The sequence below is a fragment of the Ruegeria sp. YTSC003 genome, from assembly GCF_059609785.1.
Genome location: NZ_JBXWMK010000010.1, coordinates 51,029 through 64,869, shown reverse-complemented (window position 1 = coordinate 64,869; position 13,841 = coordinate 51,029). Strand labels below are relative to the sequence as shown.

Annotated in this window: 13 protein-coding genes; 3 read left to right on the top strand and 10 right to left on the bottom strand. The window is 56.7% G+C overall.

The features are described 5' to 3' along the window. Positions 1–91: 91 nt before the first annotated feature. Complete coding sequence (betB, locus tag AC2FFH_RS17485) at positions 92–1,546, bottom strand: betaine-aldehyde dehydrogenase (RefSeq protein ID WP_496765607.1); 1,455 nt, start codon at positions 1,544–1,546, stop codon at positions 92–94. 164 nt (positions 1,547–1,710) lie between these two features. Between betB and AC2FFH_RS17480 the strand changes: the two genes are divergently transcribed. After that, positions 1,711–2,040 (top strand): hypothetical protein, encoded by a 330-nt coding sequence (locus AC2FFH_RS17480; protein ID WP_282170153.1) that lies wholly within the window; start codon positions 1,711–1,713, stop codon positions 2,038–2,040. A gap of 7 nt (positions 2,041–2,047) precedes the next feature. Here the strand turns inward: AC2FFH_RS17480 and AC2FFH_RS17475 are convergent, their stop codons facing one another. Continuing rightward, positions 2,048–2,548, bottom strand: coding sequence for a potassium channel family protein (locus tag AC2FFH_RS17475; RefSeq protein ID WP_058275022.1), 501 nt, complete (start codon positions 2,546–2,548; stop codon positions 2,048–2,050). A gap of 76 nt (positions 2,549–2,624) precedes the next feature. Beyond that, a complete protein-coding gene (trhO, locus tag AC2FFH_RS17470; RefSeq protein ID WP_496765609.1) occupies positions 2,625–3,530 on the bottom strand; it encodes an oxygen-dependent tRNA uridine(34) hydroxylase TrhO in 906 nt (301 codons plus the stop codon). 96 nt (positions 3,531–3,626) lie between these two features. On the opposite strand from trhO, the gene pncA reads away from it, so the two are divergent. Further along, positions 3,627–4,220, top strand: coding sequence for a bifunctional nicotinamidase/pyrazinamidase (gene pncA / locus AC2FFH_RS17465; RefSeq protein ID WP_496726424.1), 594 nt, complete (start codon positions 3,627–3,629; stop codon positions 4,218–4,220). On the opposite strand, the gene AC2FFH_RS17460 is transcribed toward pncA, so the two are convergent. Beyond that, positions 4,217–4,741: a hypothetical protein gene (locus tag AC2FFH_RS17460; RefSeq protein ID WP_496765612.1), complete on the bottom strand. Its 525-nt coding sequence runs from the start codon at positions 4,739–4,741 to the stop codon at positions 4,217–4,219. The two genes, pncA and AC2FFH_RS17460, sit on opposite strands and share 4 nt — an antisense overlap. Positions 4,742–4,906: 165 nt before the next feature. On the opposite strand from AC2FFH_RS17460, the gene pncB reads away from it, so the two are divergent. Then, on the top strand, positions 4,907–6,199 hold the full coding sequence (pncB, locus tag AC2FFH_RS17455; protein WP_496765616.1) for a nicotinate phosphoribosyltransferase: 1,293 nt from the start codon (positions 4,907–4,909) through the stop codon (positions 6,197–6,199). Between the two features lie 3 nt (positions 6,200–6,202). Here pncB and AC2FFH_RS17450 read toward each other — a convergent pair whose 3' ends face one another. From AC2FFH_RS17450 to AC2FFH_RS17425, 6 genes are read right to left on the bottom strand one after another with little or no spacing between them, the layout of a single operon-like run. After that, positions 6,203–7,654: an aldehyde dehydrogenase family protein gene (locus tag AC2FFH_RS17450; RefSeq protein ID WP_496765620.1), complete on the bottom strand. Its 1,452-nt coding sequence runs from the start codon at positions 7,652–7,654 to the stop codon at positions 6,203–6,205. A gap of 33 nt (positions 7,655–7,687) precedes the next feature. Further along, entirely contained in the window at positions 7,688–9,286 is a 1,599-nt protein-coding gene (locus tag AC2FFH_RS17445; RefSeq protein ID WP_496765622.1) for an ABC transporter ATP-binding protein, read from the bottom strand. Then, on the bottom strand, positions 9,283–10,098 hold the full coding sequence (locus tag AC2FFH_RS17440; RefSeq protein WP_496765625.1) for an ABC transporter permease: 816 nt from the start codon (positions 10,096–10,098) through the stop codon (positions 9,283–9,285). The genes AC2FFH_RS17445 and AC2FFH_RS17440 overlap by 4 nt, the downstream gene beginning before the upstream one ends. After that, positions 10,095–11,042: an ABC transporter permease gene (locus tag AC2FFH_RS17435; RefSeq protein ID WP_496765628.1), complete on the bottom strand. Its 948-nt coding sequence runs from the start codon at positions 11,040–11,042 to the stop codon at positions 10,095–10,097. Before AC2FFH_RS17435 ends, AC2FFH_RS17440 begins: the two co-directional genes overlap by 4 nt. A 40-nt stretch (positions 11,043–11,082) precedes the next feature. Further along, positions 11,083–12,153, bottom strand: coding sequence for a ligand-gated ion channel (locus AC2FFH_RS17430; RefSeq protein WP_282170148.1), 1,071 nt, complete (start codon positions 12,151–12,153; stop codon positions 11,083–11,085). A 60-nt stretch (positions 12,154–12,213) separates the two neighbouring features. Further along, positions 12,214–13,701, bottom strand: a complete 1,488-nt coding sequence (locus AC2FFH_RS17425) for an ABC transporter substrate-binding protein (RefSeq protein WP_496844940.1) — start codon at positions 13,699–13,701, stop codon at positions 12,214–12,216. Between the last annotated feature and the right edge of the window lie 140 nt (positions 13,702–13,841).

The window sequence follows — 13,841 nt, the reverse complement described above, 5'->3', positions numbered from 1 at the left end:
CTTTGGAGGAAGTCAGCCACATGTCTTATGTGGCTTATGCTCTGTTCCCGACGCGAAATGTCGGGAACAGAGCTTGAATGGCCGGTTTTGATTAGTAAGGCGCTTCTACGTCGTTCATCGAAACATAGACCGTCTTCATCTCGCTGAAGTGATTGATCGCCAGTTTCGAGTTTTCGCGCCCGACACCCGACATTTTGGATCCACCAAACGGGGCCTCGACCGGAGCCAGATTATAGGTATTGATATAGCAGGTGCCCGCCTCGAACCCGGCCACAATGCGGTGCGCGCGCGTCAGGTCGTTGGTGAAGACACCGGCTGCCAATCCAAACTCGGTGTCGTTGGCGCGGGCCATCACCTCTTCTTCGGTATCGAAATCCAGCACAGACATGACCGGACCAAAGATCTCTTCGCGCGCGATGGCCATATCGTCCGTCACATCCGCAAACACTGTGGGCTGCATGTAGAAGCCGTCACCGTCGATCCGCTCACCGCCAAATACTAAGCGCGCACCTTCGGCCTTGCCCTTTTCGACATAGCTCAGCGCGATGTTCAGTTGGTTTTCGCTGACCATAGGGCCAAAGTTGACGTCCTCATCCAGCGGATCACCAATTTTCGCAGTGGCCAGACGTTCTGAGAGGCGCTTGAGGAATGCCTCTTTGACGCCTTTCTGCACAAAGACACGGGTGCCGTTCGAACAGACCTGACCCGAGGAATAGAAGTTGCCCAGGATCGCACCCGAAACAGCGTTTTCGATATCAGCGTCGTCGAACACGATCATCGGGGACTTGCCGCCCAGTTCCATGGTGACATGCTTCATACCATCAGCGGCCGCGGCATAGACCTTGCGACCGGTCGGAACGGACCCGGTCAGCGAAACCTTGGCCACGCGCGGATCGGTCACAAGCGATGCGCCAACATCGCCGTAGCCCTGGATCACGTTATAGACGCCCTTTGGCGCGCCCGCTTCGATCAGGATCTCGGCCACCTGCAACGCCGACAGGGGCGTGGTCTCGGACGGTTTGAAGACCATCGTGTTGCCGCAGGCCAGCGCAGGGGCTCCTTTCCAGCATGCGATCTGGGTCGGGTAGTTCCATGCCCCGATACCGACGCAAACGCCCAGCGCCTCGCGGATGGTGTAGACAAAGTCTCCGCCGCCCAGCGGGATATGCTCACCCGTCAATGACGCAGCCAGCCCCCCAAAATACTCCAACGCATCCGCACCCGATGTGGCGTCGGCCACCAGGGTTTCCTGCAAGGGTTTACCGGTGTCGTGGGTTTCGAGGATCGAAAGCGCGCGATTGCGGTCACGCATGATGTCAGATGCCCGTCTCAGGATGCGACCACGCTCGGTCCCGGACATTGCCATCCACTCTGCCTGAGCGTTTTTGGCACTTGTTAGAGCCTGATTAACAATATCCGGCGTGGCAGAGTGCAGCCGGGCGATGATTTCACCGGTGGCCGGGTAGATCACGTCGATAGGGGCGCCGTTGGTATCTTCAACATATGCGCCGTTGATGAAATGGCTCGCTTTGGGCTGAAACTTCATGCCGATTTCCTTCTTAGAAGTCCTTTCTTTCGCATTTATATTTTATTGATTGACCAGTCAATAAAAGCAATTCACGGCGGACTCCCGCTGATGTGAATCGGCTCCCTCTTGAATAAAAAGCTTAATGTTCCATTTATGTTCTACATAGTCAGAGAAACAATCCGATGTCTTACCACGCCCGCAACCCGGCCATGGATGGCCCATCAAACGACTATCACCTGTTGCCCGTCACAGACCGGCAAATGCGATACGCTCGTGCAATTGCCCAGCAGTCGGCCTTGGAAATCCCGGTCGAGGCACAACGGGATCGCAAGTCGATGTCTGCCTGGATTTCGGCGCACAAGCCAACCGATCCATCGCCCTTTGCGGACTATCCAACCGGTAAGCAGGTTGCCTTTGCCGAACGCATTTCCCGTAGCAAGCGCAGGCCTATCCCGTCCGAGTGTTTCCGCGACAAACAGATGATGTCCCGCTGGATTGATCAGAACAAATGATGGCCGTCTAATGTTTATGGTGGCGGGTATAGAGCGCAACCGTAGCAGCAACAAACATACCCAAGAGGATGTAGCCGGTAACAGCCTCAGCGACGGCCAGCCCGCGACATAAACCTGTTGGGATCATGTCGCCATATCCCACAGTGGTGAAGGTGACGTATGAAAAATACAGGAAATCTGCTGGAGCATCTGCACCTACCACGCAATTGTCGGCGTAGCCGAACGCGCCATACGCCGCCGCGAACAAGAACGGCACGACCTGAATGAAGGACACACCCATCAGAAACAAGCGTCGATGCGGCAGTTTCACCTGTGTCATGTAGTACCAAGATTGCGATGCGACCCAAACCACCAGGCAGACCGACACAATAGTACCGATGGTTTCGCCTGCGGCCGCCTCACTCAGGCGCGACAGACCATACCACGCGAAAAAACTGGCAATAACCAGTCCGACCGCTGCGATAAGCGTCGATTTCCACTCTTCCAGTGTTGTAGGTTCGCGGTGCATAAAACCTCCGATGACCTAGGTTTTTCCGCGATCATCAGGGTTCCGGCCTGTACCCGCAACCCAAATCATTCGCCTGTCATTCAGCGCCCATATGCTCTTGCCCGCGCTGACGCGACAACAGGATCTGTTTCTGACGTTCCCTGAAACGCGTCTTGTCCGCATCCGAAGTCTCATTGATGCACCGATAGCAGGACACGCCGTGCTCGTATTCCGCGCGTTTCATATCCTCGGGCAGAATCGGGCGGCGGCAGCCGTGGCACAGGTTGTGTGGTCCTTCGACCAACCCATGTCCGACCGAGACGCGATTATCGAAAACAAAGCACTCACCCTGCCAGCTGCTGTCCTCGGCGGGCATCTCTTCGAGATACCGCAGGATGCCGCCTTTCAGGTGGTACACATCCTCGACCCCCTGCCCCAACAGGTAGTTGGTGGATTTCTCACAACGGATGCCGCCGGTGCAGAACATGGCAACCCGCTTGTTGTGAAAGCGGTCTTTGTTTTCTTCCCACCAGGCCGGGAAATCACGAAAACTGGCTGTTTCAGGGTCTATTGCGCCCTCAAAAGTACCAATCGCCACTTCGTAATCGTTGCGAGTGTCGATCACGACCACGTCGTCAGAGCGGATCAGATCATTCCAGTCTTCAGGCTCGACATAATTGCCGACGCGGGCACGCGGATCGACGTCCGGCTGGCCCATGGTCACGATCTCTTTTTTCAGACGCACCTTCATTTTGCCAAAGGGCGGGTGATCGGATGTGGCCTCTTTCCACTCAAGATCCGCACAACCGGGCAAAGCCTTGATATGGGCCAGCACGGCATCGATCCCGCCACGCGGGCCTGCGATGGTTCCGTTGATCCCTTCGGCAGCCAGCAACAAGGTGCCCTTAACTGACTGCGCGCGACAAAGGTCCAGCAGCGGGTCGCGCAGGGACACGTGATCCGAAAAACGGGTGAAGTGATAGAGAGCAGCGATCGTATACATGCGCGCGGTCTAAACCCGCTGGGCCAGAGTCGCAAGGGACCGGATTGACGCCCCCCGCCCAGCCCCCTACCGATAGGGCAATGTGAGGAGACCCTGATGACCCATGCCCTGATTGTAGTTGACGTTCAGAACGATTTTTGCCCCGGTGGTGCGCTGGCTGTGCCTGGAGGTGACGAGATCGTGGCCCACATCAACGCTATGATGGCTGAGTTTGACACCGTGATCCTGACACAGGACTGGCACCCTGAGGGGCATTCGTCCTTTGCTAGCGGACATGACGGCAAGTCCCCATTTGAAACAACCGACATGCATTACGGGCCTCAAGTCTTGTGGCCAGATCACTGTGTGCAGGGCACCGAAGGTGCGGAATTCCACCCGGACCTGAAGACCCATGCCGATCTTGTCATTCGCAAGGGCTTTCGACGCGGTATCGACAGCTATTCCGCATTTTTTGAGAACGACCAAAAGACACCGACCGGTTTAGAAGGTTACTTGAAATCACGCGGGATCACCAAACTGACCCTAGTTGGGCTTGCCACAGATTTCTGTGTTCATTTTTCGGCTGTTGACGCTGCCCGCTTGGGATTTGATGTCACCGTGCGCATGGACGCATGTCGGGCGATCGACATGGATGGATCATTGGCAGCCGCCAAGGCCGCGATGCGTGACGCCGGTGTTGCGCTGATCTAAGGCGTAGCGCCTTTTTCGGCAAGATACCTGAGCACTGCGAACAAGATCACCGCCAGTCCCAATGCAACGCCAATTCGTCCGGGCAATGTGCGGCGCTCGGGCGTTGCAGGTGATTTGTAGCGCGGGTTCGGCGTCCAATTCTCGACTTTTGGGCGCTGATCGTTGCGCGGTTTGGCCGTTTTGACATTGTCCAAAAAGCGATGAAAATCGAACTCACCGCAATATTCGCCACTGATGCCAAGTTCCCGAATATTCGTGAACAACGCGCGCAAAATCCGCTCGCGTTCGGCTACATCCCGTGTAGGGTAATACCCGTGCATAATGTCGCTGTCAGTCGAATCCAGATCGAACCCGGCTTCCTGAAAAATCAAACGAATCTTAGGTGACGCCGATCTGAGCGCGTCAGCCGTTTTCACATGACGGAATCGCGCGCGTGTGGCGCACTGGTCCAATTGCTCGGAACCGGTTTCCTCATCCGCTTGTTCGTTAACAACGATGTCAAAATCGTACTCGAGAACCATTCACCAAATTAACCTCGTTCAACCATCCCTTTCTTTTCACTAAACTGTGAAAAGAACACACAATATGCTCGCAATGTGACCTGACCTTGTCATTGTCATCATTCCAGCGACTCTTGCCATTCCACGCACTGATTGATCTAACAACGGAAATCGCAGGAGTTCCCCATGGTCGATATTGCGACACGCGTGTACAATCATAAATGGAAGATTGACCCGATTGTACGGTCTTTGATCGACACGGACTTCTACAAACTGCTGATGTGCCAGTCAGTGTTTCGAAATAAGCCCCAAACAGATGTGGCTTTTTCCCTGATCAACCGGTCGAATCACACCCCATTGGCAAAACTTATCGATGAAGGCGAACTGCGCGAGCAATTGGATCATATCCGGTCGCTTAGCCTCAGCCGGGGCGAAAGCACGTGGCTGCGGGGCAATACATTCTATGGCAAACGCCAGATGTTCCGTTCGGATTTCATGGAATGGTTCGAAAACATGCGCCTGCCGCCCTATCACCTGGAACGGAAGGGCGATCAGTACGAGCTGACCTTTGAGGGCAAATGGCACGAGGTCATGCTGTGGGAAATCCCGGCGCTTGCGGTTCTGATGGAACTGCGCTCGCGCGCGGTGCTGAACAACATGCGGCGGTTTGAGCTGCAAGTGCTATATGCCCAGGCCATGACCCGCGTTTGGAAGAAGATCGAACAACTGCGGGATATTGACGGGCTTGGGATCGCTGACTTCGGAACCCGGCGTCGACACAGCTTTCTTTGGCAGGACTGGTGCGTGCAGGCCATGATCGAGGGTCTGGGACCGTCCTTTACTGGTACATCTAACTGTCTGATCGCGATGCGGCGCGAAGTTGAGGCCATCGGCACCAACGCGCACGAACTGCCGATGGTCTACAGTGCCCTTGCCAAAGACGATGCCGAACTGGCGCAAGCGCCTTATGACGTGCTGAGCGACTGGCACGACGAACATGACGGCAATCTGCGCATCATTCTGCCGGACACCTATGGCACGCAGGGCTTTCTGGATCGCGCGCCCGATTGGCTGGCCGGATGGACCGGCATTCGCATCGACAGCGGTGATCCCGCAACAGGCGCGGAAACCGCTATCAAGTGGTGGCAGTCTCGAGGAGAAGATCCCCTGGAAAAGCGTGTGATTTTCTCGGATGGTCTGGATGTCGACAAAATTCGGGAACTGCACACTCAATTCGCCCACAGAACCAAAGTCTCGTTCGGGTGGGGCACTTTGCTGACCAACGACTTCCGCGGACTCGTGCCAAACGACGCGTTGGCGCCGTTCTCACTGGTCTGCAAGGCTGTGTCCGCCAATAGCCAGCCGACCGTGAAACTGTCGGACAACCCGGAAAAGGCGATGGGACCGAAGGATCAGATCGAACGCTACAAACGAGTGTTCGGCGTAGGCGCGCAAGAGGCAATCGAGGTGATCGTTTAGGCTCTAACCATGGCACGCCGCGACCGTTTTCAACTGTGAAAAGCCATAAAGGGCCTCGAACCCTTTCTCGCGGCCGTGTCCGGATTTTCCGACACCACCAAAGGGCAGCTCTACGCCACCACCCGCACCGTAGTTGTTGATGAACACCTGACCGGAGCGAAGTTGCTTTGCCAGCCGCATCTGTCGTGCCCCGTCGCGGGTCCAGATGCTCGCAACCAACCCGTATTCGGTGCTGTTGGCGATCTTTACCGCGTCTTCCTCAGTGTCGAATGGGATCAGCACCTGAACCGGGCCGAAAATCTCATCCTTGGCCAGACCGTGATCGGGCGGAACGTCCGCAAACAGCGTCGGCACAACATAGGCCCCCTCAGACGGGGCACCGTCTACAATCCGACCTTGCCCTGCGACAGTCAGGTCTGCGCCCCTGGCCAGAAAGCCCGACACGATCTCTTTTTGACGGCCCGATATTAGCGGGCCAACGCGCAGATCATCCTGCGCGGGACCAACGGTCAAATATGCATAAGCCGCTGCCATGCGTTGCTTGACCTGATCATAAACCCCGCGCTGTACCAAAATACGTGACGAGGCAGAGCAGGTTTGTCCGGCATTCTGAACCCCCGCATTGACCAAAAACGGCAGGGCAGCATCCAGGTCAGCATCGTCAAACACCAGTTGAGGTGATTTCCCCCCAAGCTCCAGCGTCACAGGAACCACGTTTTGCCCCGCTGCCTGCTGCACCAGCGCCCCAGTGGCAACTGACCCAGTGAACGAGACATGGTGCACGCCCGGATGGCCCGCCAAACTCGCCCCCGCCTCGGCCCCCAACCCGGGTACGACGTTCAGGGCACCGGCGGGCAAACCGGCCTCTTGCGCCAGATGCGCAAAGGCCAGCGCGGTCAGGCAAGCTTCTTCCGCAGGTTTCAGAACGCAGGCATTGCCCATCGCCAGCGCAGCCCCAACCGACCGCCCGATGATCTGCATCGGATAGTTCCACGGCACGATATGCCCCGTCACGCCGTGCGGTTCCCGTAAAGTATAGACGGTGTAGCCATCCAGATACGGGATGGTCTCGCCCATGACCTTGTCCGCGGCCCCACCATAGAATTCGCAATACCGTGCCAACGCAACCGCATCTGCGCGTGCCTGCGTCAGGGGCTTGCCGACATCCATGGCCTCTAGCGTGGCCAGGTCTTCGACACGCTCCAAAACCATCCTTCCCATACGCGTAAGGATACGGCCCCGCTCCAGCGCAGTCTTTCGTCCCCAATCCCCGTCAATCGCAGTCTGAGCCGCCTTGACCGCAGCATCAACATCATGCGCGCCACCCCTTGCGATCTGGCAGATCTCTGAACCGTCAGAAGGATTGATCAAAGGCAATGTTTGTTCTGAGGCTGGCGGCACCCAATTGCCGCCGATCAGACACAGGCTTGGATCAAACCAAAGGGGGCTGGGCATGAGATACTCCTATATTCGGCTCTAATATGTGGTTCACGCCACATCCCGACCAATGTCTGGCAGCACTGGCGCGGCATTAATCAGGTCTTTTGTGTATTGGTGTTGTGGGTCAGAGAAGACGCTTTCGGTATCGCCTTCTTCGACGATCTTTCCGGCCCGCATCACCATAACGCGGTCAGTGATGGTGCGCACGACGCTCAGATCATGGCTGATGAACAGATAAGTCAGATCATAGGCCTCACATAGTTCGGCCAGCAGGTCGAGGATCTGGGCCCGGACCGACACATCAAGGGCCGAAACAGCCTCGTCAAACAAGATCAGTTCGGGCCGGATGATTAAGGCACGGGCGATGGCGATGCGCTGTCTCTGACCGCCCGAGAATTCATGGATATACTTACCAGCGTCATCCGGGCTAAGACCCACCGCTGTCAACATTTCAGCGATCCGGTCCTGCCCCTCGGACCCCATTACAGGAGCATCGAGCAGATGGAACGGTTCAGTGATCAGCCGGGCCACGCGGTGACGTGGATTGAAGCTACCATAGGGGTCCTGAAAGACCACCTGCATCTTGCGCCGCACGGCGAGGTTGGGTTTGTGACCCGAAAAGACAGGCTGGCCATCCAGACGAATGTCACCACCCTGAACTTCTTCAAGGCCCAGAATCGCCTTTGTTAGGGTCGATTTTCCGCACCCCGACTCGCCGACCAGGCCCAGACGTTCTCCGCTATTGAGCGTAAAGCTGACTTGGTCCACTGCCCTGTGGTGCCCCGGTGTATCAAACAGCCCCTTGCGAGGCAGACGATAGTCGCGAATGACATTTGTCACTTCAAGCAAAGGGCGGGATTGCGCGAGTTCGGGCAGGGATACCTGATACCCCGAAGCCTTGAACAGCATACGGGTATATGGATGTTGCATGTGGTGTAGCAGGTGGTCAGTGGCCCCGGATTCGACGACTTCGCCATGGCGCATAACAACAATTTGGTCGGCCATATCCGCGACCACCGCAAGATCATGGGTGATCATCAACAGCCCCATGTCGTATTCCGACACCAGCCCTTTTAGAAGCTTGAGGATTTGCGCCTGCGTTGTCACATCTAGCGCTGTGGTCGGCTCATCCGCGATCAACAGCTTGGGACGCAACGCGATCGCCATCGCAATCACGACACGCTGACGCTGCCCGCCGGACAGTTCGTGCGGAAAGCGGGACAGCGGGAAACGATCCGGCGGTAGGCCAACACGGGTCAGAACTTCCTCCGCCCGGTCTCGCGCCTGTCTGGGCGGCATGGCCTTGTGTATCAGGATGGTCTCCATCACCTGATCGCCGATGGTTTTAACTGGGTTCAGTGCGGTCATAGGTTCTTGGAACACCATACCGATCGCTGCACCGCGCAGAGTACACATATCGTTTTCGTCGCGGTCCAGCAGATCTAAGCCGTTCAGCCGGATGACCCCGGTCGTCTTGGCCCCGTCCGGCAAAAGCTGCATCACCGCGAGCGCGGTCATCGATTTGCCCGATCCGCTTTCCCCGGTCACGGCCACGATCTGACCGGGCGCAATGGACAGATTGACCTGTTTCAGGATGTTCGTGCCGTGAATGGACAGCGACAGGTTTTCGATCTCAAGTAAACTCATGTGCGCGCCACCCTGATCCGGGGGTCCAGCCAATCGCGCAACCCATCTCCCAGCAGGTTCAACCCAAGCACCGTGACAATGATCGCCAGACCCGGAATCAGAGCCAAATGTGGGGAAAAACTGACCATTGTCTGCGCATCTGCCAGCATCCGGCCCCAACTTGGCGTGGGCGGTTGCGCGCCCAGACCGACATAGGACAGGCCAGCCTCAGCCAGAATGCCCAGAGAGAACTGGATGGTGCCCTGAACGATCAGGAGGTTGGCGACGTTAGGCAGGATATGCTCAGCCGATATCCGTGCCGCACCTTTGCCCGAAACGCGCGCGGCTAGGATGAACTCCCGTTCCCATAGAGATAGCGCTGCGCCGCGAGTGATGCGTGCAAAAACCGGGATATTGAAAATGCCAATGGCGATGATCGCATTTATCGCACCAGCACCGAACACAGCAGTGATCAGGATGGCGATGACCAGAGACGGGAAAGCAAAGACCAGATCGTTGCCGCGCATGATCAGCTCGTCCAGCCACGACCCTTTGCGCGCAGCCGCTGTCAGGCCCAAAGGCACGCCCAGCGCCATGCCAATCCCCACCGCCACCAAAGCCACGGCAATCGAGGTACGGGCACCGACCATGATCATCGAGAACATGTCGCGTCCGAAATGATCCGTACCAAACCAATGCAGCACGTTGGGGGGCTGCAGTTTGTCTGGGATGTTCAGTGCGGCGTAGTCATAGGGCGTCCAGACAAATGAAACCGCCGCCGCCAGCAGCACCAGCGAGGACAGACAAGCCCCAAGGATCAGGCTCCGGCTCATGTCCGGCTCCTTAACCTTGGATCAACGGCTGCATAGGCCAGATCGACCAGAAAGTTCACGGTAATGACCGCAAAGACCAGCAGCATTACCACGGATTCCACTACAATCAGATCGCGGGCCGAGATTGCCTGAAACACCAATCGCCCAAGACCGGGCAGATAAAAGACCTGTTCGATAATAATAGATCCCGCCAGCAGGAAGGAAAACTGCAACCCGATGATGGTCAGAACCGGGATCAGCGCGTTGCGCACCCCGTGCCGCCACAGGGCCTGACGACGCGAAAGCCCTTTGGCGCGCGCGGTACGCATGAAGTCTTCACCCAATATATCCAACAAAGACGACCGCATGACTCGCGCCAGAATGGCCGCCTGCGGCAGGGCCAGCGCGATTGCGGGCAGTGTCAGGGAATGCATTCCGGTCCAGAACCCCATAGCCCAGCCTGCGAACCCTCCGGCATTGAACCAGCGCAGGTTGATGGCAAAGATTAGGACCAGCATCATCGCGAACCAGAAATTCGGCACTGCAATGCCCAGCTGTGTTGCCCCCATTACCGTCAGATCGCCCGGTCTTCCCCGGCGCGCGGCAGCATAGATGCCTACCGGAAACGCAATCGCGGTGGACAGAGTTAGCGCATACAGCGCCAAGGGCAGCGAGACCCACAGCCGATCCGCGATCATCTGCGACACGGGCGTGCGATAGGTGTAAGAGGTTCCGAAATCCCCCACCATCATCCCGCCAACCCAATTGAAATACCGCTGCACCTTGGATACATCCAAACCCAACTCGGCCCGCAGAGCGGCAAGCGTATCCTCTTGCGCATTGACGCCCAACATGAATGACGCCGGATCACCGGGCGCTACCTCAATCACGGCAAATATAACGACCGAGGCGACGGCGAGGCTGATCACCAGCGATATCAGTCGTTTGAGGGCATAGCGAAGCATCGAGGCCACGTTAGGGGTGCGCGCCCTCCCGGTCCAGCACCTATGGAACCAGAAGATAGGCAAAAACTGCATAGCCAACGATTGCAGCGTAACCCAGCGGGTAAATCCACTTGATGGCGTAGTTATCCAACTTGCGCGCCCCGGATTCGCGACCCGAGACTTTGAGCCTGCGCAAGGCGACATTGAACACAATCAAAGCCCCGGTCATCAGGAACATGCATTGCAGAACGAAATCCAGAAATGTCAGGTATCCAAGCTTTGGCAGATCAGCAGAAATCGCCCAGTTGAAAGCTACGAATACCAGCAAGTTTCCTCCGGCAATTTCGATCCTTTTGCGGTATTCATCAAGAAAGAACAGTGCCCAGCCAACCGAGATCAGCACCAGCATCGGCAGAAACACCCGAATGACATAGTAGGTCAGATGCCGGTGGCCTTCGAAGATCAGCGCAACCTGATCGCTGTCCTGACCGGAAAGGCCCGTGACCTGAGAGGTTTCAAGCCGCGCATTGTCCAGAATCCACTCTTCTTCGCCCAGCAGGTCACCAAGGCCCGAGAACTCGTTCATCGGATGATAGGACACATATTGGGATGGAAAGATCGAAACGACCTCGAAATGAAACTCCTGTGTGTCGAAAGGGTATTTCCGAAAATCGAAATGTGGGGCCTGTAATGTCAGCGAGGATTTCTCGACATACAACACCCGCCCGTCATATCGCAGAGAGGCGGCGGCTTCGTGAATCCACTTGTTGGATTGTTGGTTGTGAATGACGAATGCTGGTACCACCGTCCCGATCTCAGCGGCATGATCGGCCAGCGCCGGGGGGTTGAAAACCCGGAAATCGCGCCCCAGCTCTTGCCGGTCAAAAGCCAACGCAGGGTCGGTCCACTCAACACGCAGCACAACCACGGCACCGTAGTTTTCGGCCTTCTGGTCAACGGTGGTGATCTGATCGATTCTAATACCGATGCCAACATCCAGCGGGTTCTCTGGCGTCCCGATAGGTGTATCCAACCGACTGTCCAGAATGTTCTGCGCCACAACCGGTTCCACAGTCGTTGCCGCCAGGGCAACGGTCACAAAAACCAGAAACAGGACACGAAACAAAATCATCCTTGGCTCACTCGACAACATTAAATGCAAGGGCCGTGAACCAGCGGCCCCTGCCTTGAGTCACTCGGACCAGCTGATCTGCGTCAGATCGATTGCGGCCGTGGGCGCGTTTTCCCACAGGCCCTGAACTCCAGCCTTGGCCACGCCCAGCTTGGCCAGTTGAAACAGGTACCCGTTGACGTAGTCGTCTGCGATCAGGCGCTGTGCCTCACCCAGCAGACGGGTGCGTTCTTCGGGGTCTGTCGTCGAATTCAGCGTGTCCATCAGTGCCTGGAAATCCGTACTGTCATACTGGAAGTAATAGTCAGGGCGCGCATAGATCCCGATATCCATAGGCTCGGTATGACTGACGATGGTCAGCCCGAAATCCTTGCCCTTGAACACCGATTCCAGCCACTGAGCCCATTCAACGTTGATGATATTGGCCGTGATCCCGACCTCGGCCAGTTGGGCGGCCACAATCTCACCCCCGCGGCGGGCATAGGATGGGGGCGGCAAATGCAGCGTCGTTTCAAACCCTTCTGCATATCCAGCATCGGCCAACATCTTGGCGGCCTTTTTGGGGTCGTGGGCCGAGTTCTCGGTCAGATCGACATAAGCCGGATTGTGTGGCGCGAAATGCGTGCCAATGGGCGTGCCGTAGCCAAACATCGCTCCATCGATGATCGCCTGACGGTCAATCGCGTGGGCCAATGCCTGACGCACTTGGATATCATCGAAAGGTGGCATCTTGTTATTGGTGGACAGAATGGTTTCCCCTTCGGTCGAACCGACAAGCACCTGAAAGCGCGGATCAGCTTCAAATTGCGGCAGGTTTTCTGGCGCAGGGAAGTTGTCGAACACGTCGATATCTTCGGCCATCATGGCCGCAAAAGCCGCCGTCGGGTCCGAGATGAACTTGAACGTAGCAGTCTCTAACGCAGGCTGATCGCCCCAATAGTCCGGGTTGCGATTCAGAGTGATACTGTCGCCCTGCACCCATTCACCAAAGGTAAAAGCGCCGGTTCCGACGGGGTTGGTCTTGATGCCCTCGATGCTTTCGGGCGCGACAATAACCGCATCACCCCAAGCCAGGTTGAACAGGAAGTTCCCGTTTGGCTCAGACAGGATCACCTTGACGGTCAACGGGTCGACCACCTCGATGTTTTCAATCCCGGCAAACAGGGCTTTTTGCGCATTTGCGCTATCCTCGGATCGGGCGCGGTCTAGGCTGAACTTGACGTCCTCGGCATCCATCGTGGTGCCGTCGTGGAAGGTAACCCCATCGTGCAGCTTGAAGGTATAGACCTTGCCATCTTCCGAGATTTCCCAACTTTCAGCCAGACCAGGAACCACCGATCCGTCACCCATAAACCGGGTAAGGCCTTCGAAGATATTGGTGTAAACCACCGAATCGATGGCCTGCGCTGCGGCACTGGTCGGGTCCAGATGCGGCGGCTCTAGTTGCAACGCTATGGTAACGTCGGATTTAGCGAAAACCTGTGTACCAAACAGGCTGGCGCTAACCGCCAGCACCGAAGCAAAGGACCGAAATGTCTGCTTTGTCATGTAAATTACTCCCCACTGAAAATGGAAACCTGCGATTTTTTGGGCCGTACTGCACCCAACTTCCCTTTAAACCTTAGGTCATTCAAGGAAATGTTCGCGCAACCGGGGTTTCTATAGCCCGCTCCCATCTGTTATGCCGC